Below are 24,753 nucleotides of genomic sequence, written 5' to 3' on the forward strand. Positions count from 1 at the left end.
CCTACCCACCCCCCAAACCCACAGACCCCGCCCCACCCCCTCGTACGGACCACCGGAACCGCGCGAGGGGATGGTGCCGAGGGGGCGGGAGGCCAGGAGTTCTTGGGACCGGTTCGGTTCCAGTGGAGGCGAGCGACCGGTTCGGAGAGCCAGGCGCCGGGCCCGTACGACGTGGGGGGATCGACCTCCATGCCCAGCTCTGCCACAGCGACGGCGTAGTCCGACTCGCCCAGAGGCAGTGACAGCAGGTCGTGCAGCTCCCCGCGGAGCTGGGCGACCAGGCCGGGGTCGGTGCCGTGAAGGTGCCGTGAACGGTGAAGCCGTGGGGGCTCCGGGAGTTCCGCTTGAGTACGACGCAGGCCGCGGCGCACGTCCACCGCGTCCCGGCCGGCCGGCATCATGGCCTGGAGCAGGACCCGGCCGACCGGCTCGGGGCGCGAGGGCCAGCTCGTTGCGGGTGACGACGTGCTGGGTGGCCCACTGGGCCGTCTCGCGATCCGGGTAGGTGGCAGCCCGGTTCGCTACGGTGCCGTGTTCTCCACGGGGGTCATGCGTGCTCCCGCTGCATGTGGTCGTTGATGGTCTCGATGAGCTCGCGCATGCGATCGCGGGTGCCCCAGTAGTTGTGGCCTTCGAGACACTTCTCGCCCGGGAAGAGGACGAGGGCGCGCTGCGCCTCTGTGGTGAGCCCGACGGCACGGTCGAAACAGTACGGATGCTCGTTGGTCACGAACCTCTGGACGATACCCGCGAAGGGGAGGTCTCCCTCGTCCATCAGAACGGCGTCGAGCCCGAACAGGTTCGGGAACAGCTGCAGAAACTCCCAGCCTGACATGGGAAGTTCCTCGTACTCGGGCGGAGGTTCGCGGTCGAGGATGCGCACCGTCTCGGCAAGGAGGTGCGGGTATTCCGCGGGCTCCATCGAGCCTGCCGCCTTCACCACCTTCTCCCGGAACTCCGGCGGGCAGGTGTAGAGCGAGCCGGATGCCGATGCCGCGAGGGACTCGCCGGCGAAATCCAGAACGGCAGCCGAAGCGTACACGGAGCAATTCCAGTGTGCGGTCAGTTGGTTCCGACCACGCGGATGTAACGGCGGATCTCGTCGTCCAGCGAGAGTTTTCCGCCCGACTCCTGGACCGAGATGGCGAGATCGATGAGCCGAAGCGCTGGGCCGCCCGAGAAGAGGGCGGCAAGGGATGGCTGCACGAGACTGCGACCTTCCTAGGGAGTGCTGGATGTGGGCGGAGGACCCTTGTGCGGCGTGGCGGTGAGGACGATGAACGGGGGCTCCAGACCTTCCTTGTAGATCAGTCGTACCTGGACCCAGTTCTTCTCGTGAGTTCGCCTGTGGTGGCCTACAGGTCCTGCATCTCGCGGTCCCAGCGGTCGAGTTCGTCGATGAACGCCTCACGGGCCTGGCCGTCCCAGCTCAACCGCCTTCTCGGCGCGTTTGTAGAGCGCCTCGAGTTTCTCGTCGAGAACGCCTGGAGCGTGTCCAACTCCTGCTGGGTGAACCCGTCACGGCTCATCCGTACGGCCTCCTCGAGGACGACGAGGATCTCCCGGATACGCACGGTGTCCTCGGCGGCGGCCCGGTGCAGGGCCCGGTACGCCGAGCCCGTCTCACCTCTCCACCCCGCCTCGATCCGGTCGACGACCGCATTCATCCGCCGCACCCGGCGGTCGAGGTACCCGCTGCATCGCATCCATGTCGTCGGCGAGCTTCGTCAGTCCGTCGTCGGACACGTGCAGGTCAGCGTCGACCCCCATGGCCCCCGCCCCTCATCGCTCGAACAACCCTACGACGGGGTCTGTGAAGCAAGGGGAAGCGCCGCGCCAGCCCGTGCCCGGATACGCGAAGACCCCGTCTCAGCGAACTCGCTGATGGCGGGGTCTTTGGGCACTTCCTGCGAAGTGCCCCCGGCAGGATTCGAACCTGCGCACACGGCTCCGGAGGCCGTTGCTCTATCCCCTGAGCTACGGGGGCGTGTCGTTCGCTGTGCGGCGACGGGTTGAACACTACCAGCTTCCGTGGGGTGATCAGGAACTGGTTTGCGGGGGAGAGGGAGGTGGGGCGCCCGCAGGGGGTGGAAGTGGCAAAAAGCCGGACGCGGGGGGCCGGGCCGACCTACTCTCGAGTTGTGTCAGGCGTCTCGGGCCGGGTGCTTGTTGTCGACGACAACAAGGTCATCCGGCAGCTGATCAAGGTCAATCTCGAGCTGGAGGGCTTCGAGGTCGTGACCGCGAACGATGGTGCCGAGTGTCTGGATGTCGTGCACCACGTGTGTCCTGATGTGATCACCCTTGATGTGGTCATGCCCCGGCTGGACGGCTTCGGGACGGCCGCGCAGCTTCGGGCCGATCCGCGGACCAGGGACCTGCCCGTCGCGATCGTGAGCGCCTGTACGCAGCACGAGGTGGAGTCCGGGATCGCGGCCGGGGTGGATGCCTTCCTCGCGAAGCCGTTCGAGCCCGCCGAGCTGGTGCGGATCGTGCGCCGGCTGGTCGAGGGCAAGGACCGGCGCGACGGGAGGAAAGGGGCTCCCGCCGGGAGGGGGAGGGGCTGATTCCGCAGCCCCGGTTCGCGCCTGCGTTTCCCGCCCGTATTCCACATGGCGAAACCCTTCGCGGGATGGCAGGCCGTCTCCCCTAGGCTGGTCCCGTGAATCCCGCCGACCTCCCCCGTACCGTCGTACGCGCCGTGCGCTGCGCCGTCGAGGACGGGGAGCTGGCCGCTGGGGCGGCCGTGCCCGAGCGGGTCGTCGTCGAGCGGACCCGGCCGGGAGGGGTGGGGGAGTACGCCACCCCGGTCGCTTTCCAGGTGGCGAAGAGCGCCGGATGCGCGCCCGGTGAAGTGGCCAGGGTGCTGGCCCGCCGGCTCGGCGCGGAGCCGGGGATCGAGAGCGTCGAGATCACCGGTGCGGGGTTCCTGAACTTCGCCTTGCTGCCCCTGTCCGCTCCCCTCGTCGTCCGCGATGCGGTGGTCCGGGACGTGATCATCCGGGACGCGCGGGGCGGGGCCGCTTTCCTGCCCACCGCCGTCGTCGAGGCACACGCCGGCCTCGGGCCGCGTGAGCGCGTCGTACGCGAGAGCGTCCTGCGGCTCCTCCGCAGTCAGGGCGGTGACGTGTCCGTGCCCGGGCCCGAGGTCGTCGCCCCCGTCGCCAAGCGGGACGGGGACGTCGTCGCGCGGTTCGGGGAGGACGCCGCCCGCTGGGCCATGCTCGCCGTGCCGGCCCGGGAGACGCCCGAGTTCTCCGACCTGCTGCTCCTGCAGGGCGAAGGCAGCGAGTTCTTCCGGGTGCGGTACGCCCACGCCCGCAGCCGCGCCCTGCTGCGCAATGCCGAACAGCTCGGGTTCGGGCCCGCCGTCGGGGACGTGTCCGACGCCCCCGAGTTGCTGCGCCTGCTCGCCGATCACCCCCTAGTCCTCGAAGCCGCCGCGCACCACCGTGCCCCCGAGCGGCTCACCCGGCACCTCGTCGAGCTGGCGGACGCGCTGCTCGACTTCCAGTACCGCGTACTGCCCCAGGGGGATGAGAAACCCTTGGCCGCCCACCGGGCCCGGCTGGCTCTTGCCGAAGCCGCCGGGACGGTGCTGGCCGGCGGCCTGGCCCTCCTCGGCATGGACGCACCGACACGCCTGTGACCCGCGAAGAGAGAAACCGATGAGCCGTTCCGCGCACCCCGCCGGGCCCCGTCACGCCGATGTGCTGCCCGAGGGGCACTACTCCCCGCCGCCCGCCGATCTCAACGCCCTCGACGAGAAGGTCTGGGCCCGCACCGTCACGCGCAACGGTGAGGGCGTCGCCAGCGTCGGCGGGATCGAAGTGACCAAGCTCGCCGAGGAGTTCGGGACGCCCGCCTACTTCCTGGACGAGGAGGACTTCCGGGCGCGGTGCCGGGCCTGGGCGCACGCCTTCGGCAAGGACGCCGATGTCTTCTACGCCGGGAAGGCGTTCCTCTCCAAGGCCGTCGTGAAGTGGCTGAAGGAGGAAGGGCTGAATCTCGACGTGTGCTCCGGTGGGGAGCTGGCCACCGCGCTCGCCGCCGAGATGCCCGCCTCGCGGATCGCCTTCCACGGCAACAACAAGTCCGAGAGCGAGATCACGCGCGCCATCGAGGCCGGGGTGGGGCGGATCGTCCTCGACTCCTTCCAGGAGATCGCCCGCGTCGCGCACATCGCCCGTGAGCTGGGGGTACGCCAGCCCGTTCAGATTCGTGTCACCGTCGGCGTCGAGGCCCACACCCACGAGTTCATCGCCACCGCCCACGAGGACCAGAAGTTCGGGATCGCCGTAGCCGACGGCTCCGCCGCCGAGGCCGTACGGCGCGCCCTCGGGCACGACAGCCTCGAACTCCTCGGCGTCCACTCCCACATCGGCTCGCAGATCTTCGACATGGCCGGCTTCGAGGTCTCCGCCAAGCGCGTCGTGCAGCTGCTGGCCGCCGTACGCGACGAGCACGGCGTCGAGCTTCCCGAGATCGACCTCGGCGGCGGCCTCGGCATCGCCTACACCTCCGGCGACGACCCGAGCGAGCCGCACGAGATCGCCAAGGCGCTCCACGAGATCGTGGCCCGCGAGTGCGAGGCCGCCGGCCTCAAGGCGCCGCGCATCTCCGTCGAGCCCGGCCGTGCCATCGTCGGCCCCACCGCCTTCACCCTCTACGAGGTCGGCACCATCAAGCCGCTCGAAGGGCTCCGTACGTACGTGAGCGTCGACGGCGGGATGTCCGACAACATCAGGACGGCCCTCTACGACGCCGAGTACTCCATCGCCCTCGTCTCCCGCACCTCCGACGCCGAGCCGATGCTCGTCCGCGTCGTCGGCAAGCACTGCGAGAGCGGTGACATCGTCGTCAAGGACGCGTTCCTCCCCGCCGACCTGGCCCCCGGTGACCTCCTCGCCGTCCCCGCCACCGGCGCGTACTGCCGGTCCATGGCCAGCAACTACAACCACGCGCTCCGCCCGCCCGTCGTCGCCGTGCGTGACGGACAGGCCCGCGTGATCGTCCGGCGCGAGACGGAGGAAGATCTCCTGCGTCTCGACCTCGGATGATGAAATAGACGTCTCACTCAATGGACCGAGGGTGGAAACTGCTGTCCATTGAGTGAGACTGGTTTCGGCCCCCGCGCGCAAGCCGCGCACGGGGTACTGATGGAAGATCGAAAGGCGTAGGTCGAATGATGCGTACGCGTCCGCTGAAGGTGGCGCTGCTGGGCTGTGGAGTGGTCGGCTCGGAAGTGGCTCGCATCATGACGACGCACGCCGACGACCTCACGCAGAGGATCGGCGCCCCCGTCGAGCTCGCCGGTGTGGCCGTACGGCGGCCCTCGAAGGTGCGTGAGGGCATCGACCCCGCGCTCGTCACCACCGACGCGACCGCCCTCCTCAAACGCGGCGACATCGACGTCGCCATCGAGGTCATCGGCGGCATCGAGCCCGCCCGTGCGCTCATCACCACCGCCTTCGAGAACGGCATCTCCGTCGTCTCCGCGAACAAGGCGCTGCTCGCCCAGGACGGCGCCGCACTGCACGCCGCGGCCGAGCAGCACGGGCTGGACCTCTACTACGAGGCCGCCGTCGCCGGCGCCATTCCGCTCGTCCGCCCGATGCGCGAGTCCCTCGCGGGCGACAAGATCAACCGCGTCATGGGCATCGTCAACGGCACGACGAACTTCATCCTCGACAAGATGGACTCCACCGGCGCCGGCTACCAGGAGGCGCTCGACGAGGCCACGGCACTCGGGTACGCCGAGGCCGACCCGACCGCCGACGTCGAGGGCTACGACGCCGCTGCCAAGGCCGCGATCCTGGCCGGCATCGCCTTCCACACCCGGGTCCGCCTCGACGACGTCTACCGCGAGGGCATGACCGAGGTCAGCGCCGCCGACTTCGCCTCCGCCAAGCGCATGGGCTGCACCATCAAGCTCCTGGCGATCCTGGAGCGCGCCGCCGACGGGGAGTCGGTGACGGCGCGCGTGCATCCGGCGATGATCCCGCTCACGCACCCGCTCGCGTCCGTCCGCGAGGCGTACAACGCGGTCTTCGTCGAGGCGGAGGCCGCCGGTCGGCTCATGTTCTACGGGCCCGGCGCGGGCGGTTCGCCGACCGCGTCCGCGGTCCTCGGCGACCTCGTCGCCGTCTGCCGCAACAAGCTCGCCGAGGCAACGGGGCCGGGCGAGTCGGCGTACACCCAGCTGCCGGTCAGCCCCATGGGGGACGTCGTCACCCGCTACCACATCAGCCTCGATGTGGCGGACAAGCCGGGCGTCCTCGCCCAGGTGGCGACCACCTTCGCGGAGCACGGTGTCTCCATCGACACCGTCCGTCAGCAGGGAAAGGACGGCGAGGCCTCCCTCGTCGTCGTCACTCACCGCGCACCCGACGCCGCCCTCTCCGGGACCGTCGAGGCGCTGCGGAAGCTGGACACCGTGCGCGGTGTCGCCAGCATCATGCGTGTTGAAGGGGAGTAAGGACCCATGAGCAGCAATCGCACCCACCAGTGGCGCGGCATCATCGAGGAGTACCGGGACCGCCTGCCGGTGACGGACACCACTCCCGTGGTCACGCTCCGTGAGGGTGGTACTCCTCTCGTCCCCGCGCAGGTGCTCTCCGAGCGCACCGGCTGCGAGGTCCACCTCAAGGTCGAGGGCGCGAACCCCACCGGGTCCTTCAAGGACCGCGGCATGACCATGGCGATCACCAAGGCCAAGGAGGAGGGTGCGCAGGCGGTCATCTGCGCCTCCACCGGCAACACCTCGGCCTCCGCCGCCGCGTACGCGGTGCGGGCCGGGATGGTCTCCGCGGTGCTCGTGCCGCGCGGCAAGATCGCACTCGGCAAGATGGGCCAGGCGCTCGTGCACGGCGCCAAGATCCTTCAGGTGGACGGCAACTTCGACGACTGCCTGGACCTGGCCCGCGCGCTCTCTGACAACTACCCGGTGGCGCTGGTCAATTCGGTCAACCCGGTGCGCATCGAGGGCCAGAAGACGGCCGCGTTCGAGATCGTCGACGCGCTCGGTGACGCGCCCGACATCCACGTGCTGCCCGTCGGCAACGCCGGCAACATCACCGCGTACTGGAAGGGCTTCAAGGAGTACAAGGCCGACGGCCTGGCCTCCCGTACGCCCCGCGTGTGGGGTTTCCAGGCCTCCGGCTCCGCGCCCATCGTGCGCGGTGAGATCGTCAAGGAACCGCACACCATCGCCACGGCGATCCGCATCGGCAACCCGGCTTCCTGGGACTACGCCCTGCAGGCGCGCGATGAGTCGGGCGGCTTCATCGACGAGGTGACCGATCGTCAGATCCTGGCCGCCTACCGGCTGTTGGCCGCTCAGGAGGGCGTCTTCGTCGAGCCCGCCTCGGCCGCCTCCGTGGCCGGTCTGCTCAAGGCCGCCGAGCTGGGCCTGGTCGACCCCGGCCAGACGATCGTATGCACCGTCACCGGCAACGGCCTCAAGGACCCCGACTGGGCGGTCGCCGGCGCTCCGCAGCCCGTCACCGTTCCGGTGAACGCCGAAGCCGCGGCCATCCGCCTCGGCCTGGTCTGACCGGGGGACCGGCGCACAGGTCCGGAACACCGGTCCTACGCGAACCCGACCCGAACGGTCCCGGCCTGGAAGTCCCGACCCGAAGGTCCGGCGCAAAGGTCCGGCGCACCGGTCGGACGCACCACCCGTGAGCCGGGTTCCGGAGGGCTCCTGAGCCCCTCGGAACCCGGCAACTCACCTCGTACGGCAACAAAGTGCGGCCGAAGCCCCTCGGAATCAGCCGAAGTGCGCGACACGCATCGTGCGCCTCCCGTGCGCCCTATGTCGCGCGAGAACCTTCCTTCGATAGGCTGTACTTACATCCGCCACCGCGCATATGACTGCGGTGCTGCCCACAGGGCCTTCGGGTGTCGTACGTTCTCCAGTACATTCGCAGCGAGCCAGCGAAGAGCGAAGATCTCGCACAGTCACAAGGAGTGTCATCGGACGATGGCCGGTCCAGCGTTCCGCGCCGCCGCCGTACGGGTGCGCGTCCCCGCCAGCAGTGCCAATCTCGGCCCGGGCTTCGATGCCCTGGGCCTGGCCCTGGGGCTCTACGACGACGTAGTCGTCCGGGTGGCCGACTCCGGCCTGAACATCGACATCGCGGGCGAGGGGGCCGACACCCTCCCGCGGGACGAGAGCCACCTGCTCGTACGCTCCATGCGCACCGCCTTCGACCTGCTGGGCGGCCAGCCGCGCGGCCTCGAGGTCGTCTGCGCCAACCGCATCCCGCACGGCCGGGGCCTCGGTTCCTCCTCCGCCGCCATCTGCGCCGGCATCGTCGCCGCCCGCGCCGTGACCATAGGCGGCGAGGCCAGGCTCGACGACGCGGCGCTGCTGGAGCTCGCCACCGAGATCGAGGGCCACCCCGACAACGTCGCCGCCTGTCTGCTCGGCGGCTTCACCCTGGCCTGGATGGACGGCGGCAGCGCCAAGGCGATCCGGATGGAGCCCGCCGGTTCCATCGTTCCGGTGGTCTTCGTCCCCTCCAAGCCCGTCCTCACGGAGACCGCGCGCGGCCTGCTGCCGCGTACCGTCCCGCACGTGGACGCGGCCGTCAACGCAGGTCGCGCGGGACTGCTCGTGGAGGCCCTGACCAGGCGCCCCGAGTTCCTGCTGCCGGCCACCGAAGACCGGCTCCACCAGGAGTACCGGTCCCCCGCGATGCCCGAGAGCGTCGCACTCGTGAACAGGCTGCGGGCGGACGGCATCCCCGCGGTCATCTCCGGCGCGGGCCCCACGGTCCTCGCGCTGGTCGACAACGACGCGGCCGACAAGGTCGCGCAGCTCGCGGGCGAGGGGTGGGCGGCGAACCGGCTCGCACTCGACGCCGCGGGCGCGAGCGTACTTCCGCTGGGAACCCAGGGCGGCTGAGTCAGGGCCGGTCAGGGGCGGGCGGCCAGGGCAGGCCGCCCGCGCGGAAGGCGCGATTGCCGGTGATTGAGAGGGGGAATATCTGTTGGATCCGGTAGTGTTAGTCTCAAGTGCGCATCCAGAGCCGCCATGGCTCGGTGCTCAGTGTCCCCATTCGGGACCACCTTTCTTCCGGGAGCCTCCCCGACTGCTTTGATCACTTCCAGCAGTTTCGAGCACGCTCCGGAATCGGCGTGACATTCCCACGCTTCCAGCTCGGGGGCTTCTCGCCGGAACCATCCATGCACGTTTCTCTCCGCCGTATCTCTACCGGCGGACCACCGCCCCGGCAGCGGTCCATGACCCATCAGGTCACGGCCTGTTGTCGGACAGCACAACCGGTCGCCGAGCCAGACAGGCCGACGTCCGCTCCAGGGAAGGACCCTTCGTGAGCGACACCACCGATCTGATGGGCGCTGCCGACACCTCTGTCGACACCAGTGCCCCCGCCGCGGGCGCCGCACCCAAGCGTCGCCGCACCGGCACCGGCCTTGACGGCATGGTCCTGGCCGAGCTTCAGCAGGTCGCGTCGGGCCTCGGCATCAGGGGCACCGCGCGGATGCGCAAGAGCCAGCTGATCGAGGTCATCAAGGAGACGCAGGCGGGCGGCGCGGGTGCGTCCAAGGCCGCCTCCTCTGCCGCCGACACCGCCGAGGCCAAGCCGAAGCGCCGTGCCACCAGCAAGGCCCGTACGGGCGAGGCCGCCGCCGAGGCGCCGGCCGAGAAGCCTGCCGCGCAGGCGCAGATCGACATCCCGGGGCAGCCGGCCAGCGACGACGCCCCGGTCGGCGAGCGCCGCCGCCGTCGGGCCACCGCCCCCTCCGGCAGCCCGGAGACCTCGGCCCCCGTCGCCGTGCAGGTCGAGCAGAAGACCGAGACGGTCAAGGCCGAGGCCGCCCCCGCGACCGCCACCGCGCCGCAGACCGACGTGAAGGCCGAAGCCGCCACCGCCGTCTCCGCCCCCGCGCAGGACGGCGAGGGCCGCGGCCGTCGCGACCGCCGCGACCGCGGTGACCGTGCCGAGCGCGGCGACCGCCAGCGCGACCGCCGGGACCGTGGCGCCAAGGCCGACGAGCAGGGCCAGGGCGGCCAGGGCCAGCAGGGCCAGCAGGGCCAGCCGGGCCAGGGTGCGCAGGGCGGCGGTCGTCAGGACCGCGCCGAGCGCGGCGACCGCCAGCAGCAGGGCGGCGGCCGTCAGGACCGCCAGCAGCAGGGCCAGCAGGGCCGTCAGGACCGCCAGGACGGCGGTCCGCAGGACGACTTCGACGACGAGGGCGGCCGCCGGGGCCGTCGCGGCCGCTACCGCGACCGCCGTGGCCGTCGCGGCCGCGACGAGTTCGCCCCGAGCGAGCCGCAGGTCGCCGACGACGACGTGCTGATCCCCGTCGCGGGCATCCTCGACATCCTCGACAACTACGCGTTCATCCGGACCTCGGGCTACCTGCCCGGCCCCAACGACGTGTACGTCTCCCTCGCCCAGGTCCGCAAGGCGGGGCTGCGCAAGGGTGACCACACCACCGGTGCCGTGCGCCAGCCCAAGGACGGCGAGCGCCGCGAGAAGTTCAACGCCCTCGTGCGGCTCGACTCGGTGAACGGCATGGCACCCGAATCCGGCCGCGGCCGACCGGAGTTCCAGAAGCTGACCCCGCTCTACCCGCAGGACCGGCTCCGCTTGGAGACCGACCCGGGCGTGCTGACGACCCGCATCATCGACCTCGTGTCGCCGATCGGCAAGGGTCAGCGAGGCCTGATCGTGGCCCCGCCGAAGACCGGTAAGACCATGATCATGCAGGTGATCGCCAACGCGATCACCACCAACAACCCCGAGTGCCACCTGATGGTCGTCCTGGTCGACGAGCGTCCGGAAGAGGTCACCGACATGCAGCGGTCGGTCAAGGGCGAGGTCATCTCCTCGACCTTCGACCGTCCGGCCGAGGACCACACCACCGTCGCCGAGCTGGCCATCGAGCGCGCCAAGCGTCTCGTCGAGCTGGGTCACGACGTGGTCGTCCTGCTGGACTCCATCACCCGCCTGGGCCGCGCGTACAACCTCGCGGCACCCGCCTCCGGCCGCATCCTGTCCGGTGGTGTCGACTCGACCGCGCTGTACCCGCCGAAGCGCTTCTTCGGTGCCGCGCGCAACATCGAGGACGGCGGCTCGCTGACCATCCTGGCCACCGCGCTGGTCGACACCGGCTCGCGCATGGACGAGGTGATCTTCGAGGAGTTCAAGGGCACCGGCAACATGGAGCTCAAGCTCGACCGCAAGCTCGCCGACAAGCGCATCTTCCCGGCCGTCGACGTCGACCCGTCGGGCACCCGCAAGGAGGAGATCCTCCTCAACGCGGAGGAGCTCGCCATCGTCTGGAAGCTGCGCCGGGTGCTGCACGCGCTCGACTCGCAGCAGGCGATCGAGCTGCTGCTCGACAAGATGAAGCAGACGAAGTCGAACGCCGAGTTCCTGATGCAGATCGCGAAGACGACTCCGTCGGGCAAGAACGACGACTGACCCGCGTCACCGCACGTCACAGCCGCCCCCGCCGCACCCGCGGCGGGGGCGGCTGTGCGTGTACGGGGGGCTCCAGGGGCCGCGTACACGCTCTACGGCGCGGTACGGGGCCCCAGGTGCGAGCTTCGCCACACTCGTGCCTCCCGTGGACCTCGGTGCCCACTTCCGGATCCTGCGGCAAAACCGCAGGTGAATGCGTGATCACGGAGCGCTTGTCCCAGGTGGGTGACGCTCCGGCGGCGGCCAGGGGGCTCCGCCGACCGTGGAACCCTGGACGGCGTTCCTCCGTCTGTGTCAGTGGACCCGCGGGGTGGATGCGGTGCCGGAACGGACCAGGGGACCGGACTCAGGACTGAGGAGAGCATGACCGAGGACAGCAAGGGCCGCGGCCGCCGTGCCGCGGGCCGGCGCCGGCGCAAACCGGCGAAGGGCCGCAAGGCCCTCACCATCGTCGCCTGGAGCGCCGCGGGAGTGGTCCTGCTGGGCGGCGCGGGCCTCGGCTACTTCTACTTCAAGCTCAACGGCAATCTGAAGACCGTCGACATCGACCAGGCGCTCGGCACCGACCGCCCGCAGAACATCGACAACGGATCGATGGACATCCTCGTCCTCGGCTCCGACTCCCGCGGCGGCGCGAACTCCGGCTACGGCCCGGACGACGGCGGCTCCGCGCGCTCCGACACCGCGATGATCGTCCACCTGTACGAAGGCCACGAGAAGGCCAGCGTCATATCGATCCCCCGCGACCTCATGACCGCCCGCCCCGAATGCCCCACCGGCAAGGGGAAGACCGACCCCGGCGGCGCGCGCAGGCAGTTCAACGAGGCCTTCACCATCGGCGGGGCCGCCTGCGCGGTCAAGACCGTCGAGAAGATGTCGGGGATCCGCATGGACCACTACGTCGAAGTCGACTTCACGGGCTTCAAGAAGATCGTCGACAACCTCGGCGGCGTCGAGGTGACCACCTCGAAGCCGATCAAGGACGAGCTCGCCCACGTGGACCTCCCGGCCGGCCCCAACAAGCTGAACGGCGAGCAGGCCCTGGGCCTGGTCCGTACCCGCCACGGCGTCGGGGACGGCGGCGACCTCGGCCGAATACAGCTCCAGCAGGCCTTCATGAAGGCACTGATCAAGCAGGTCAAGGGCATCGGCCTCTTCGACAACCCCAAGCAGCTGCTCGGCCTCGCGGACACCGGCACCAAGGCGCTCACCACCGACCGGGCGCTCGGTGACGTGAAGTCCCTCATGGGCTTCGCCCAGAGCCTCCAGGGCATCGACGCCCAGGACATGCAGATGATCACCATGCCGGTGACCACGGACGCGATCGACGAGAACCGCGTGGCCCCGCTCAAGAAGGAGTCCAAGCTGGTCTGGGACGCCCTGCTGGCGGACCAGCCCATCCCCGCCGAGGCCACCGTGAACTCCACCGGGGACAAGGGCACGGCGGGCGCCGTCGTCCGGTAGGGAAGCCGTGCGGAATAGATGGCGACCCCCCTCCGTTGAGGGAGGCGTCCTCAGAATTTTGACAGGCAGCCCGGTCCTGGCAGACTGGTCTGTCGGCCCCGGTTCACGCAGCGCGCAATTCGGCCCCTGCGACCCGGCGCCCTCCCGAATCTAGGAGACACCTTGAAGAGCGAGATCCACCCCCAGTACGTCGAGACCCAGGTCAGCTGCACCTGTGGCGCGTCGTTCACCACCCGTAGCACCCTCACCGAGGGCACCATCCGTGCCGAGGTCTGCTCCGAGTGCCACCCGTTCTACACGGGCAAGCAGAAGATCCTCGACACCGGTGGCCGTGTGGCCCGCTTCGAGGCTCGCTTCGGCAAGGGTGCGGCCAAGAAGTAGCGCGACCCAGGCGCCGGTTTCCGGCCGCCCCCTGTCCATTCGGGAGCGGCCGGACCGGCGCCTTTGTCGTCGTCTAGCCCCTCACCCAGCCCCGTGCGGTCCCCCCGCACTTTCACCCCAGGAGTACCCCGATGTTCGAGGCGGTCGAGGAACTGATCGGCGAGCACGCCGATCTTGAGAAGAAGCTCGCCGACCCTTCGGTCCACTCCGATCAGGCCAACGCCCGCAAGCTGAACAAGCGCTACGCGGAGCTGACCCCGATCGTTGCGACCTTCCGTGCCTGGAAGCAGTCTGCCGAGGACATCGAGACGGCCAAGGAGTTCGCGGCCGACGACCCCGACTTCGCCGCCGAGGTCAAGGAGCTGACCCAGCAGCGCGAGGAGCTCACCGAGAAGCTCCGCCTGCTGCTGGTCCCGCGCGACCCCAGCGACGACAAGGACGTGCTCCTGGAGGTCAAGGCGGGCGCGGGCGGCGACGAGTCGGCCCTGTTCGCCGGCGACCTGCTGCGCATGTACCTGCGCTACGCCGAGCGCGTGGGCTGGAAGACCGAGATCATCGACGCCACCGAGTCCGAGCTCGGCGGCTACAAGGACGTCCAGGTCTCCGTCCGCACCAAGGGCGGCAACGGCGCCACCGAGCCCGGCCAGGGCGTGTGGGCCCGCCTGAAGTACGAGGGCGGCGTGCACCGCGTCCAGCGCGTTCCGGCCACCGAGTCCCAGGGCCGCATCCACACCTCCGCCGCGGGCGTGCTCGTCACCCCGGAGGCCGAGGAGGTCGAGGTCGAGATCAACATGAACGACCTCCGCATCGACGTGTACCGCTCGTCGGGCCCCGGCGGCCAGTCCGTCAACACCACCGACTCGGCCGTGCGCATCACGCACCTGCCGACCGGTGTGGTCGCCTCCTGCCAGAACGAGAAGAGCCAGCTCCAGAACAAGGAGCAGGCCATGCGCATCCTGCGCTCGCGCCTGCTGGCCGCCGCGCAGGAGGCAGCCGAGCAGGAGGCCTCCGACGTGCGCCGCAGCCAGGTGCGCTCCGTGGACCGCTCCGAGAAGATCCGGACGTACAACTACCCGGAAAACCGGATCTCGGACCACCGCACCGGCTTCAAGGCGTACAACTTGGACCAGGTGCTCGACGGCGACCTCGACGCGGTCATCCAGGCCTGTGTCGACACGGACTCCGCCGCGAAGCTCGCGGCCGCGCACTGACCCCAGCCTGACCTGCCCGACCCCCCGCTTCACCCCGTACGACAGCAGCCCGGAGGACCAGCGTGAACTTGCTGCTTGCCGAGGTGGCCCAGGCCACCCAGCGGCTGGCCGCCGCAGGCGTGCCCTCACCGCGCTTCGACGCGGAGGAGCTCGCGGCCTTCGTGCACGGCGTCAAGCGGGGGGAACTGCACCACGTCAAGGACGCGGACTTCGACGCCCGCTACTGGGAGGCCGTCGCCCGCCGCGAGGCGCGCGAGCCGCTCCAGCACATCACCGGCCGCGCCTTCTTCCGGTACCTGGAGCTCCAGGTCGGGCCCGGGGTCTTCGTCCCGCGGCCCGAGACGGAGTCGGTCGTGGACTGGGCCATACATGCCGTCCGGGCGATGGACGTGGTCGAGCCGATGATCGTCGACCTGTGCACCGGTTCCGGCGCGATCGCGCTGGCCATGGCGCAGGAGGTGCCGCGCTCGCGCGTGCACGCGGTCGAGCTGTCCGAGGACGCCTTGCGGTGGACCCGCAAGAACGCCGAGGGCTCCCGGGTCACCGTCCACCAGGGCGACGCGCTGAGCGCCCTGCCGGAACTCGACGGCCAGGTCGACCTGGTCATCTCCAACCCGCCGTACATCCCGCTCACCGAGTGGGAGTACGTGGCACCCGAGGCCCGCGACCACGATCCGGAGATGGCCCTGTTCTCCGGCGAGGACGGCCTCGACACCATCCGCGGCATCGAGCGCACCGCGCACCGGCTGCTGCGGCCCGGCGGCATCGTCGTCATCGAGCACGCCGACACCCAAGGCGGCCAGGTCCCGTGGATCTTCGCCGAGGAGCGGGGCTGGGCCGACGCCGCCGACCACCCCGACCTCAACAACCGCCCGCGCTTCGCGACCGCCCGCAAGGCACTGCCGTGACCGGCGCGACCCTTCCCGTCACCCCCCTGCTGCTTGAGGAGGCCCGCTGATGGCCCGGCGATACGACTGCAACGACGCGACGGACCGCAAGACGGGCCTGCGCGAAGCCGCATCCGCCGTGCGCCGGGGCGAGCTCGTCGTGCTGCCCACCGACACCCTGTACGGGATCGGCGCGGACGCCTTCAGCCCGGAGGCCGTCCACGACCTGCTCGCCGCCAAGGGCCGGGGCCGCGGCATGCCCACCCCCGTCCTCATCGGCTCCCCGAACACCCTGCACGGCCTGGTCACCGACTTCTCCGAGCAGGCGTGGGAGCTCGTCGACGCCTTCTGGCCGGGCGCGCTGACGCTGGTCGCCAAGCACCAGCCCTCGCTGGCGTGGGACCTCGGCGACACCCACGGCACCGTGGCCGTACGCATGCCCCTGCACCCCGTCGCGATCGAGCTGCTGACCGAGGTCGGACCGATGGCGGTGTCCTCGGCCAACCTGTCCGGGCACCCGGCGCCGGAAGACTGCGACGCCGCGCGCGAGATGCTCGGGGACTCCGTGTCCGTGTACCTGGACGGCGGCCCGACCCCCGGCATCCAGCCGTCGTCGATCGTCGACGTCACCGGGAAGGTTCCCCTCCTGCTGCGTGCAGGGGCGCTCACCGCCGACCAGCTGCGGGAGGTCGTACCCGACCTCGAGGTCGCCCCGTGAGCCCTGAGGGGCGTGGCATAGCAACGGGGCACCTCCCAGCAGAGGCTGGGGGAGACACCTTCCGCATCCTCCACGTCAGCACCGGCAACGTGTGCCGCTCGCCCATCACCGAGCGGCTGACGCGGCACGCCCTCTCGCACCGGCTGGGCGGTCTCGTCCACGGGGACCTCATCGTGGAGAGCGCCGGCACCTGGGGCCACGAGGGCGCCCCCATGGAGGCGAACGCGGCCGCCGTGCTGGCGGACTTCGGGGCCGACGCCTCCGGGTTCACCGGGCGGGAGCTGCTGGACGAGCACGTCATACGCGCGGACCTGGTGCTGACCGCTACGCGCGACCACCGGGCCCAGGTCATCTCGATGGGGCATTCGGCGGGGCTGCGCACCTTCACGCTGAAGGAGTTCACCCGGCTGGTCCGGGCGATAGATCCGGCCACGCTGCCGCCGCTGGACGACGGCATGGCGGAGCGCGCGCGGGCGCTCGTGCGGGCCGCGGCGGCTCTGCGGGGCTGGCTGCTGGCGCCGTCGCCGGACGCGGACGAGGTGTACGACCCGTACGGGGCGCCGATCACCTTCTTCCGCTCGATCGGCGACGAGATCAACCAGGCGCTGGATCCGGTGGTCACGGCGCTGACGGGCGTCACCGCGGTGCGCTGAGCCTGCGGAGGCCCGCGATCTCCGTGACGCGCAGCGGCCCGTCGGAGGGCGCCGGAGCCGGGCCCGGCCTACAGTGGCTGGTACCCGGTACCCCTGGAGTCGCGCCATGAGCGTCATCACCCAGCCCACGGACATCCTGCGACGGCAGGACCCGCAGATGGCCGACGTGCTCGCGGGGGAGCGGCAGCGGCAGGCGAGCACGCTGCAGCTGATCGCCGCCGAGAACTTCACCTCGCCCGCCGTGCTCGCCGCACTCGGGTCGACGCTCTCCAACAAGTACGCCGAGGGATACCCCGGCTCCCGCTACCACGGCGGGTGCGAGTACGTCGACGTGGCCGAGCAGGTCGCCGTGGAACGCGCCAAGGCGCTGTTCGGGGCCGAGCACGCCAACGTACAGCCGCACTCCGGCTCGTCCGCCGTCCTGGCCGCCTACGCCGCGCTGCTGCGGCCCGGGGACACGGTGCTGGCGATGGGGCTCCCGTACGGGGGGCACCTCACCCACGGCTCGCCCGCCAACTTCTCCGGCAGGTGGTTCGACTTCGTCGGGTACGGGGTCGACGCCGAGACGGGACTCATCGACTACCAGCAGGTGCAGGACCTCGCCCGCGCGCACCGGCCCAAGGCGGTCGTCTGCGGGTCCATCTCCTACCCCCGCCACCCCGAGTACTCGGCCTTCCGGGAGATCGCCGACGAGGTCGGGGCCTATCTGATCGCCGACGCCGCCCATCCGATCGGGCTGGTGGCCGGCGGGGCCGCGCCCAGCCCGGTCCCGTACGCCGACATCGTCTGCGCGACCACGCACAAGGTGCTGCGCGGGCCGCGCGGCGGGATGCTGCTGTGCGGCGCCGAGTTCGCCGAGCGGATCGACCGGGCGGTGTTCCCCTTCACCCAGGGCGGCGCCCAGATGCACACCATCGCCGCCAAGGCCGTCGCCTTCGGGGAGGCCGCAGCTCCCGCCTTCGCCACGTACGCCCACCGGGTCGTCGGCAACGCCCGGACGCTGGCCGAAGCGCTGGAGGACCACGGCTTCACCGTCACCACCGGCGGGACGGACACGCACCTGATCACCGCCGACCCGGCCCCGCTGGGAGTCGACGGCCCGACCGCGCGCGGCCGGCTGGCCGCCGCCGGGATCGTGCTCGACACCTGCGCCCTGCCGTACGGGGACCAGCGCGGCATCCGGCTGGGCACGGCCGCCGTGACCACCCAGGGGATGGGGGAGCCGGAGATGCTCCGCATCGCGGCACTGTTTGCCGCCGCGCTGCACGGGGAAGCCGCGAAAACCCGTACAGAGGTCAACGAGCTCACGCTGGGATTTCCCCCGTACGGTGAGTAATCAGGACAAGAGGGGCGTACTGCAACCGGGATGCCGCCCCCTCGCGTCCTCGGTGGTAGCGACATCACAGCTAATGTGTGGGGCTGAGATGGCCGGCGATACATCTGGGGCAGCCCGTGCGTGAATATCTGCTGACGCTTTGCGTCACGGTCGCGGTGACCTACCTGCTGACCGGGCCCGTGCGGAAGTTCGCGATCGCGGCCGGGGCCATGCCGGAGATCCGCGCCCGCGACGTGCACCGCGAGCCCACGCCGCGGCTGGGCGGCATCGCCATGTTCGGCGGTCTGTGCGCGGGGCTGCTGGTCGCGGACAACCTGCGGAACCTCAACGGCGTCTTCGAGCTGTCGAACGAACCGCGCGCGCTGCTCTCCGGTGCCGCCCTCATCTGGCTGGTCGGCGTGCTCGACGACAAGTTCGAGCTCGACGCCCTGATCAAGCTCGGCGCACAGATGATCTCCGCCGGTGTGATGGTCATGCAGGGTCTGACCATCCTGTGGATCCCCGTCCCGTGGATCGGGACGGTCCCGCTCACCCAGTGGCAGGGCAACCTGCTCACCGTGGCCCTCGTCGTGATCACCATCAACGCGGTGAACTTCGTGGACGGACTGGACGGCCTCGCCGCCGGCATGGTCTGCATCGCTGCCGCCGCGCTCTTCCTCTACGCGTACCGCCTCTGGTTCGGCTACGGCATCGAACAGGCCGCGCCGGCGACCCTCTTCGCCGCGATCCTGATGGGGATGTGCCTGGGCTTCCTGCCGCACAACATGCACCCCGCCCGGATCTTCATGGGCGACTCCGGCTCGATGCTCATCGGCCTGGTGCTGGCCGCCTCGGCGATCTCCATCAGCGGGCAGGTGGACCCGGACGCGCTGGCCCTGTTCGCGGGTGGTGAGCGCAACGCGACGCACGCGATGCTCCCCGTCTTCATCCCGCTGCTGCTGCCGCTGACCATCATCGCGATCCCGATGGCGGACCTGATCCTGGCCATCGTCCGGCGCACCTGGAAGGGCCAGTCGCCCTTCGCGGCCGACCGCGGGCACCTCCACCACAGGCTCCTGGAACTCGGGCATTCACACAGCCGAGCGGTGCTGATCATGTATTTCTGGTCGGGACTGATCGCCTTCGGCACCGTGGCGTATTCGGTGAATTCCGCCTCGATGTGGATCGTGCTGGCGATCGCAGCGCTGAGCGCGGTGGGCCTGATCCTGCTCCTCCTGCCGCGGTTCACCCCGCGCGCTCCGCGCTGGGCGGAGAGGCTCGTGCCGCCGCGCTACCGGCATGCCGCACGGGCCGCCGAGGCCGCGGCGGAAGCCGCCGCCGCGGATGCCTCGGGCGCCGAGCCGGAGCCCGTCAGGCCGATCGCCGCCGGTGTGTCAGGCGTCAATGGAGCGACTGCCATCGGCCCCCGTTCGCGTTTCCCCGACCGGCGTAAGGCTGAATCAACGCGCTGACAGCGTTGGCGCATGTCGGACATGAACGCCCTTTACTAGACAAGAGGTTCCCCTGTCGCGCACACACGCGCAGGGTCCCTCTCATGTGTGACAGTCAGCACACTTCGCAGGTAAAGCTCTCATCAAATAGTTTGTGATACCGTTCACTAAACCCGGCGACAGAGCCGAAGGACCGTAGTGCGACGGTCCATTGGCCCGAGGATCACACTCGGACCGGGCTTACGCTCGTCCCGTACGAGTCCCGTGCCCCCACCACCACGCGGAGCAAACCGCCATGCGGTCAGATGACGTCCGATCCCTCCTGCAAGCCGCCGTACCCACCGCTGCCGCCGGCGCTCTCGCCGCCGTGATCAGCGCTCTGGTCGTCGGAGGCAAGGGTGCGGTCGGTGCCGTCGTCGCCACGCTGGTCGTGATTCTCTTCATGGGCATCGGATTCGTCGTTCTGCAGCGCACGGCGAAATCACTCCCGCATCTCTTCCAGGCCATGGGGCTCATGCTCTACGCGGCCCAGATTCTGCTGCTCTTCGTCTTTCTCGCCGCGTTCAAGAACACCACCCTGTTCCACCCCAAGGCCTTCGCGATCACGCTCGTCGCCACCACCCTCGTGTGGATCGGCGCACAGACCCGTGCTCATATGAAGGCCAAGATCCTCTACGTCGAACCGGACTCGATGAAGGGCGACAAGCCCGAAAATCCGGGACCGAAGTCGTGAGGGGTAGGGTCGGGATAAGTACGAGTTCGGCGTCCTGCTATCGTCCGGTGCCAACTGCGGCACTGCGGGCGCGGGCATCTGAGCTGACGCCTGTTCCATCGCGAGGCTCGATGCCTGATAGCCGCCCCACCATCCGTTACACCAGTCCAGTGCCGAACCGCGGCTGCGCGCCGCGCCGACACAACGAGGTTGCCGTACCTATGCGCCACGCTGAAGGAGCCCTGCGGTGAGTGCTGCTGACATGACGCTCGCCTTCGATATCAACTGTCATTTCGAAGACGGCACTGGCTGCGGCTTCCCGGGCCCGACCCTGTACTCGTTCCTGTTCAAGCCGATCTTCGGCGACGCGGACAGCAACCTGTACTTCAACAAGACGATGCTGCTGGCCCTGCTGGGCTCGATCATCATCGTCGGCTTCTTCTGGGCCGCGTTCCGGAAGCCGAAGGTCGTCCCGGGCAAGCTGCAGATGGTCGCCGAGGCGGGCTACGACTTCGTACGCCGCGGCATCGTCTACGAGACGCTCGGTAAGAAGGAAGGCGAGAAGTACGTCCCCTTCATGGTCGCGACGTTCTTCTTCGTCTGGATCATGAACCTGTGGTCGATCGTGCCGCTCGCCCAGTTCCCGGTGACCGCGGTCATCGCGTACCCGGCCGGCCTCGCCGCCATCATCTACGTCATGTGGATGTCGGTGACCTTCAAGCGCCACGGCTTCGTCGGCGGCTTCAAGAACCTCACGGGCTACGACAAGTCCCTCGGCCCGATCCTGCCGATGGTCATGGTGATCGAGTTCTTCTCGAACGTCATCGTCCGCCCGTTCACCCACGCGGTCCGACTGTTCGCGAACATGTTCGCCGGTCACACCCTGCTGCTGCTGTTCACCATCGCCAGCTGGTACCTGCTGAACGGGATCGGCATCGCCTACGCCGGTGTCTCGTTCGTCATGGTCATCGTGATGACCGCGTTCGAGCTCTTCATCCAGGCTGTTCAGGCGTACGTCTTCGTGCTCCTGGCCTGCAGCTTCCTGCAGGGCGCGCTCGCCGAGCACCACTGAGCGAGTCCGCTCCGCAAACCCCCGAATCGTCCGGTGGCCAACCCCCACCGGTCCATGAAAGAGAAGGAAGAACTGGCATGTCCCAGACCCTTGCTGCCGTCGAAGGTTCCCTCAGCTCCGTCGGTTACGGTCTCGCGGCGATCGGCCCGGGCGTCGGCGTCGGCATCATCTTCGGTAACGGCACGCAGGCTCTCGCCCGTCAGCCCGAGGCTGCCGGTCTGATCCGCGCCAACCAGATCCTCGGCTTCGCCTTCTGTGAGGCGCTCGCCCTCATCGGTCTGGTCATGCCGTTCGTCTACTAAGACGAACTCCACGACTAGTCCGAATCGACGAAAGGCACTGATGTGAACCTCCTGGTTCTCGCGGCCGAGGAGCCGGGTAACCCCCTCGTCCCGCCGATCCCCGAGCTCGTCATCGGTCTGATCGCCTTCGTCATCGTCTTCGGTTTCCTCGCGAAGAAGCTCCTCCCGAACATCAACAAGGTTCTGGACGAGCGCCACGCGGCGATCGAAGGCGGTATCGAAAAGGCAGAAGCCGCTCAGACCGAGGCCCAGAGCGTCCTGGAGCAGTACAAGGCCCAGCTCGCCGAAGCCCGGCACGAGGCCGCGCGCCTGCGCCAGGAAGCGCTGGAGCAGGGCACTGCGCTCAAGGAAGAACTGCGCGCAGAGGGCCAGCGGCAGCGTGAGGAGATCATCGCTGCCGGCCACGCCCAGATCGCGGCGGACCGCAAGGCCGCTTCCCAGGCGCTGCGTCAGGACGTGGGCAAGCTCGCCACCGACCTGGCCGGAAAGCTCGTCGGCGAGTCCCTCGAGGACCACGCCCGGCAGAGCCGCACCATCGACCGCTTCCTCAGCGAGCTCGAGGAGAAGGCCGAGGCCGCCCGATGAACGGAGCGAGCCGCGAGGCGCTGGCCTCCGCGCGTGAGCGTCTCGACGCGCTGACGGACAATACGTCCGTCGACGCGGCGAAGCTCGCCGGTGAGCTGGCTGCCGTCACCGCGCTGCTCGACCGTGAGGTCTCGCTGCGTCGGGTCCTCACCGACCCGGCGCAGTCCGGCGAGGCCAAGGCCGAGCTGGCCGGGCGGCTGCTCGGCGGCCAGGTCGGCGGGGAGACCCTCGATCTGGTGTCCGGCATGGTCCGGTCCCGCTGGTCGCAGTCCCGCGACCTGGTGGACTCGCTGGAGGAGCTGGCGGCCACCGCCGACCTCACGGCGGCCCAGCAGGGCGGCGCGCTCGACAACGTCGAGGACGAGGTGTTCCGGTTCGGCCGGATCGTCTCCTCGAGCACCGAGCTGCGTTCCGCGCTGACCGACCGCGCGGCCACCGCCTCCGCCAAGAGCGAGCTGCTGCGCAGCCTGCTCGGCGGCAAGGTGAACGCCGTCACCGAGCGCCTGGTGATCCGTCTTGTCACGCACCCGCGTGGACGTAGCCTGGAAGCGGGACTCGAGTCCCTTTCCAAGCTCGCCGCCGAGCGCCGTGACCGCATGGTCGCCACCGTGACCAGCGCGGTTCCGCTCAGCGACGTGCAGAAGGCACGCCTCGGCGCGGTGCTGGCCAAGCTGTACGGCCGCCAGATGCACCTGAACCTCGACGTGGACCCCGAGGTCCTCGGCGGGATCTCGGTGCGAGTCGGCGACGAGGTCATCGACGGCACCATCGCGGACCGCCTCGCAGAGGCGTCCCGCCGCATGGCCGGCTGACCAGCCACCAAAAGAACAAAGCATTCCTAGCGGCCCGGTTGGGCCGTGCAGAACTTGCAGAAGATTCCTGGGGGTCGCCCCCAGACCCCTAAGAAGCTTCAGGCCCAACAAGGAGAGCAGGGAACCCAGATGGCGGAGCTCACGATCCGGCCGGAGGAGATCCGGGACGCACTGGAGAACTTTGTCCAGTCGTACCAGCCGGACGCGGCCTCGCGCGAGGAGGTCGGAACGGTCAGCGTTGCCGGCGACGGCATCGCGAAGGTGGAGGGCCTGCCCTCCGCCATGGCGAACGAGCTGCTGAAGTTCGAGGACGGCACCCTCGGTCTCGCCCTCAACCTCGAGGAGCGCGAGATCGGTGCGGTCGTCCTCGGCGAGTTCAGCGGTATCGAGGAGGGCCAGCCGGTGCAGCGCACCGGTGAGGTGCTCTCCGTCGGCGTCGGCGAGGGCTACCTCGGCCGCGTCGTCGACCCGCTCGGCAACCCGATCGACGGTCTCGGCGAGATCGCGACCGAAGGCCGCCGCGCCCTCGAGCTGCAGGCCCCCGGCGTCATGGTCCGCAAGTCGGTCCACGAGCCGATGCAGACCGGCTACAAGGCCATCGACGCGATGGTCCCCGTCGGCCGCGGCCAGCGTCAGCTGATCATCGGTGACCGCCAGACGGGTAAGACCGCCCTGGCCGTCGACACGATCATCAACCAGCGCGACAACTGGCGCTCCGGCGACGTGAACAAGCAGGTTCGCTGCATCTACGTCGCCATCGGCCAGAAGGGCTCGACCATCGCGTCCGTTCGCGGCGCCCTGGAAGACGCCGGTGCGCTCGAGTACACGACGATCGTCGCCGCCCCGGCGTCCGACCCGGCCGGCTTCAAGTACCTGGCGCCGTACACCGGTTCCGCCATCGGCCAGCACTGGATGTACGCCGGCAAGCACGTCCTGATCATCTTCGACGACCTGTCGAAGCAGGCCGACGCCTACCGCGCCGTGTCGCTGCTGCTGCGCCGCCCGCCGGGCCGTGAGGCCTACCCGGGTGACGTCTTCTACCTGCACTCCCGTCTGCTGGAGCGCTGCGCGAAGCTGTCCGATGACATGGGTGCCGGTTCGATGACCGGTCTGCCGATCGTCGAGACCAAGGCGAACGACGTGTCGGCGTTCATCCCGACCAACGTCATCTCCATCACCGACGGCCAGTGCTTCCTTGAGTCCGACCTGTTCAACGCGGGCCAGCGCCCGGCGCTGAACGTCGGTATCTCGGTCTCCCGTGTCGGTGGCTCCGCCCAGCACAAGGCCATGAAGCAGGTTTCCGGCCGTCTGCGCCTGGACCTCGCCCAGTACCGCGAGCTGGAGGCGTTCGCCGCCTTCGGTTCCGACCTGGACGCCGCGTCGAAGGCCGCGCTGGAGCGAGGCAAGCGTCTGGTCGAGCTGCTGAAGCAGGGCCAGTACCAGCCGATGCCCGTCGAGGAGCAGGTCATCTCCGTCTGGGCCGGTACCACCGGCAAGATGGACGACGTCCCGGTCAACGACATCCGTCGCTTCGAGTCGGAGCTGCTGGAGCACCTGCGCCGCGAGCGCAAGGACCTCCTCACCTCCATCGCCGACGGCGGCAAGATGTCGGACGACACCCTGACGTCGATCGCGGACGCCATCGCTTCCTTCAAGCGCCAGTTCGAGACCTCGGACGGCAAGCTCCTGGGCGAGGACGCACCGGCCGTCAACGTCTCCAAGTGACGACGG

24 protein-coding genes, 1 tRNA gene and 2 pseudogenes are annotated in these 24,753 nt (G+C 69.7%); 21 read left to right on the forward strand and 6 right to left on the reverse strand.

Annotated features, from left to right (window positions below):
* Positions 1–146: 146 nt before the first annotated feature.
* The 6 genes and pseudogenes from AB0D48_RS09930 to AB0D48_RS09955 form a co-directional block, all read right to left on the reverse strand.
* Positions 147–293, reverse strand: a pseudogene (locus tag AB0D48_RS09930) (contact-dependent growth inhibition system immunity protein); the annotation flags it as partial.
* A gap of 5 nt (positions 294–298) precedes the next feature.
* Positions 299–525: pseudogene (locus AB0D48_RS09935) on the reverse strand (hypothetical protein); the annotation flags it as partial.
* Between the two features lie 22 nt (positions 526–547).
* On the reverse strand, positions 548–1,042 hold the full coding sequence (locus AB0D48_RS09940; protein ID WP_362392939.1) for a hypothetical protein: 495 nt from the start codon (positions 1,040–1,042) through the stop codon (positions 548–550).
* Between the two features lie 20 nt (positions 1,043–1,062).
* Positions 1,063–1,206: a hypothetical protein gene (locus AB0D48_RS09945; RefSeq protein ID WP_362392942.1), complete on the reverse strand. Its 144-nt coding sequence runs from the start codon at positions 1,204–1,206 to the stop codon at positions 1,063–1,065.
* Positions 1,207–1,355: 149 nt separating this feature from the next.
* Complete coding sequence (locus AB0D48_RS09950; RefSeq protein ID WP_362392945.1) at positions 1,356–1,667, reverse strand: WXG100 family type VII secretion target; 312 nt, start codon at positions 1,665–1,667, stop codon at positions 1,356–1,358.
* Between the two features lie 248 nt (positions 1,668–1,915).
* A tRNA-Arg gene (locus tag AB0D48_RS09955) sits at positions 1,916–1,987 on the reverse strand.
* Between the two features lie 82 nt (positions 1,988–2,069).
* On the opposite strand from AB0D48_RS09955, the gene AB0D48_RS09960 reads away from it, so the two are divergent.
* The 21 genes from AB0D48_RS09960 to atpA all read left to right on the forward strand — a co-directional run bounded on the left by AB0D48_RS09960 (position 2,070) and on the right by atpA (position 24,747).
* Complete coding sequence (locus AB0D48_RS09960) at positions 2,070–2,567, forward strand: response regulator (protein ID WP_362392948.1); 498 nt, start codon at positions 2,070–2,072, stop codon at positions 2,565–2,567.
* Positions 2,568–2,662: 95 nt separating this feature from the next.
* Positions 2,663–3,649, forward strand: coding sequence for an ArgS-related anticodon-binding protein NrtL (gene nrtL / locus AB0D48_RS09965; protein WP_362392951.1), 987 nt, complete (start codon positions 2,663–2,665; stop codon positions 3,647–3,649).
* A 19-nt stretch (positions 3,650–3,668) separates the two neighbouring features.
* A complete protein-coding gene (gene lysA / locus AB0D48_RS09970) occupies positions 3,669–5,060 on the forward strand; it encodes a diaminopimelate decarboxylase (protein WP_362392954.1) in 1,392 nt (463 codons plus the stop codon).
* A gap of 128 nt (positions 5,061–5,188) precedes the next feature.
* Complete coding sequence (locus AB0D48_RS09975; RefSeq protein WP_362393083.1) at positions 5,189–6,478, forward strand: homoserine dehydrogenase; 1,290 nt, start codon at positions 5,189–5,191, stop codon at positions 6,476–6,478.
* A 6-nt stretch (positions 6,479–6,484) separates the two neighbouring features.
* Positions 6,485–7,555, forward strand: coding sequence for a threonine synthase (gene thrC / locus AB0D48_RS09980; protein WP_362392957.1), 1,071 nt, complete (start codon positions 6,485–6,487; stop codon positions 7,553–7,555).
* Between the two features lie 429 nt (positions 7,556–7,984).
* On the forward strand, positions 7,985–8,911 hold the full coding sequence (gene thrB, locus AB0D48_RS09985; protein WP_362392960.1) for a homoserine kinase: 927 nt from the start codon (positions 7,985–7,987) through the stop codon (positions 8,909–8,911).
* Between the two features lie 427 nt (positions 8,912–9,338).
* The gene (rho, locus tag AB0D48_RS09990; protein WP_362392963.1) at positions 9,339–11,459 is read left to right on the forward strand and encodes a transcription termination factor Rho; all 2,121 of its coding nucleotides are present in this window, start codon (positions 9,339–9,341) and stop codon (positions 11,457–11,459) included.
* Positions 11,460–11,822: 363 nt separating this feature from the next.
* A complete protein-coding gene (locus tag AB0D48_RS09995; protein WP_362392966.1) occupies positions 11,823–12,923 on the forward strand; it encodes an LCP family protein in 1,101 nt (366 codons plus the stop codon).
* A 162-nt stretch (positions 12,924–13,085) separates the two neighbouring features.
* On the forward strand, positions 13,086–13,304 hold the full coding sequence (rpmE, locus tag AB0D48_RS10000; RefSeq protein ID WP_215148851.1) for a 50S ribosomal protein L31: 219 nt from the start codon (positions 13,086–13,088) through the stop codon (positions 13,302–13,304).
* A gap of 131 nt (positions 13,305–13,435) precedes the next feature.
* Entirely contained in the window at positions 13,436–14,515 is a 1,080-nt protein-coding gene (prfA, locus tag AB0D48_RS10005; RefSeq protein WP_362392970.1) for a peptide chain release factor 1, read from the forward strand.
* 62 nt (positions 14,516–14,577) lie between these two features.
* The gene (prmC, locus tag AB0D48_RS10010; RefSeq protein ID WP_030295285.1) at positions 14,578–15,423 is read left to right on the forward strand and encodes a peptide chain release factor N(5)-glutamine methyltransferase; all 846 of its coding nucleotides are present in this window, start codon (positions 14,578–14,580) and stop codon (positions 15,421–15,423) included.
* Between the two features lie 49 nt (positions 15,424–15,472).
* Positions 15,473–16,120, forward strand: a complete 648-nt coding sequence (locus AB0D48_RS10015) for an L-threonylcarbamoyladenylate synthase (RefSeq protein ID WP_362392973.1) — start codon at positions 15,473–15,475, stop codon at positions 16,118–16,120.
* Positions 16,117–16,773 (forward strand): protein-tyrosine-phosphatase, encoded by a 657-nt coding sequence (locus AB0D48_RS10020; RefSeq protein ID WP_362392976.1) that lies wholly within the window; start codon positions 16,117–16,119, stop codon positions 16,771–16,773. Before AB0D48_RS10015 ends, AB0D48_RS10020 begins: the two co-directional genes overlap by 4 nt.
* A 106-nt stretch (positions 16,774–16,879) precedes the next feature.
* Positions 16,880–18,109, forward strand: a complete 1,230-nt coding sequence (gene glyA, locus AB0D48_RS10025; protein ID WP_362392979.1) for a serine hydroxymethyltransferase — start codon at positions 16,880–16,882, stop codon at positions 18,107–18,109.
* A 116-nt stretch (positions 18,110–18,225) separates the two neighbouring features.
* Positions 18,226–19,560 carry an MraY family glycosyltransferase gene (locus tag AB0D48_RS10030; RefSeq protein ID WP_362392982.1) on the forward strand — a complete coding sequence of 445 codons (1,335 nt, stop codon included), beginning with the start codon at positions 18,226–18,228 and terminating at the stop codon, positions 19,558–19,560.
* A 274-nt stretch (positions 19,561–19,834) separates the two neighbouring features.
* On the forward strand, positions 19,835–20,272 hold the full coding sequence (locus AB0D48_RS10035; RefSeq protein WP_362296332.1) for a hypothetical protein: 438 nt from the start codon (positions 19,835–19,837) through the stop codon (positions 20,270–20,272).
* Positions 20,273–20,513: 241 nt separating this feature from the next.
* Complete coding sequence (atpB, locus tag AB0D48_RS10040) at positions 20,514–21,323, forward strand: F0F1 ATP synthase subunit A (RefSeq protein WP_362393086.1); 810 nt, start codon at positions 20,514–20,516, stop codon at positions 21,321–21,323.
* A 77-nt stretch (positions 21,324–21,400) separates the two neighbouring features.
* On the forward strand, positions 21,401–21,625 hold the full coding sequence (atpE, locus tag AB0D48_RS10045; RefSeq protein ID WP_030545783.1) for an ATP synthase F0 subunit C: 225 nt from the start codon (positions 21,401–21,403) through the stop codon (positions 21,623–21,625).
* 42 nt (positions 21,626–21,667) lie between these two features.
* Positions 21,668–22,210: a F0F1 ATP synthase subunit B gene (locus tag AB0D48_RS10050; protein WP_362392985.1), complete on the forward strand. Its 543-nt coding sequence runs from the start codon at positions 21,668–21,670 to the stop codon at positions 22,208–22,210.
* Positions 22,207–23,022 (forward strand): F0F1 ATP synthase subunit delta, encoded by an 816-nt coding sequence (locus tag AB0D48_RS10055; protein WP_030708146.1) that lies wholly within the window; start codon positions 22,207–22,209, stop codon positions 23,020–23,022. The genes AB0D48_RS10050 and AB0D48_RS10055 overlap by 4 nt, the downstream gene beginning before the upstream one ends.
* Positions 23,023–23,151: 129 nt before the next feature.
* Positions 23,152–24,747 carry a F0F1 ATP synthase subunit alpha gene (atpA, locus tag AB0D48_RS10060; protein ID WP_030708148.1) on the forward strand — a complete coding sequence of 532 codons (1,596 nt, stop codon included), beginning with the start codon at positions 23,152–23,154 and terminating at the stop codon, positions 24,745–24,747.
* Positions 24,748–24,753 lie beyond the last annotated feature (6 nt).

Source organism: Streptomyces sp. NPDC048269 (genome assembly GCF_040652395.1).
In the GTDB taxonomy this organism is placed as follows: Bacteria; Actinomycetota; Actinomycetes; order Streptomycetales; family Streptomycetaceae; genus Streptomyces.

Coding starts and splice junctions, on each gene's coding strand:
- AB0D48_RS10035 (WP_362296332.1), top strand. CDS start 19,835: ATGCGGTCAGATGACGTCCGATCCCTCCTGCAAGCCGCCGTACCCACC.
- AB0D48_RS09975 (WP_362393083.1), top strand. CDS start 5,189: ATGCGTACGCGTCCGCTGAAGGTGGCGCTGCTGGGCTGTGGAGTGGTC.
- lysA (WP_362392954.1), top strand. CDS start 3,669: ATGAGCCGTTCCGCGCACCCCGCCGGGCCCCGTCACGCCGATGTGCTG.
- atpA (WP_030708148.1), top strand. CDS start 23,152: ATGGCGGAGCTCACGATCCGGCCGGAGGAGATCCGGGACGCACTGGAG.
- AB0D48_RS10015 (WP_362392973.1), top strand. CDS start 15,473: ATGGCCCGGCGATACGACTGCAACGACGCGACGGACCGCAAGACGGGC.
- thrB (WP_362392960.1), top strand. CDS start 7,985: ATGGCCGGTCCAGCGTTCCGCGCCGCCGCCGTACGGGTGCGCGTCCCC.
- glyA (WP_362392979.1), top strand. CDS start 16,880: ATGAGCGTCATCACCCAGCCCACGGACATCCTGCGACGGCAGGACCCG.
- atpE (WP_030545783.1), top strand. CDS start 21,401: ATGTCCCAGACCCTTGCTGCCGTCGAAGGTTCCCTCAGCTCCGTCGGT.
- AB0D48_RS09995 (WP_362392966.1), top strand. CDS start 11,823: ATGACCGAGGACAGCAAGGGCCGCGGCCGCCGTGCCGCGGGCCGGCGC.
- prfA (WP_362392970.1), top strand. CDS start 13,436: ATGTTCGAGGCGGTCGAGGAACTGATCGGCGAGCACGCCGATCTTGAG.
- AB0D48_RS10055 (WP_030708146.1), top strand. CDS start 22,207: ATGAACGGAGCGAGCCGCGAGGCGCTGGCCTCCGCGCGTGAGCGTCTC.
- thrC (WP_362392957.1), top strand. CDS start 6,485: ATGAGCAGCAATCGCACCCACCAGTGGCGCGGCATCATCGAGGAGTAC.
- AB0D48_RS09950 (WP_362392945.1), bottom strand. CDS start 1,667: ATGAATGCGGTCGTCGACCGGATCGAGGCGGGGTGGAGAGGTGAGACG.
- atpB (WP_362393086.1), top strand. CDS start 20,514: ATGACGCTCGCCTTCGATATCAACTGTCATTTCGAAGACGGCACTGGC.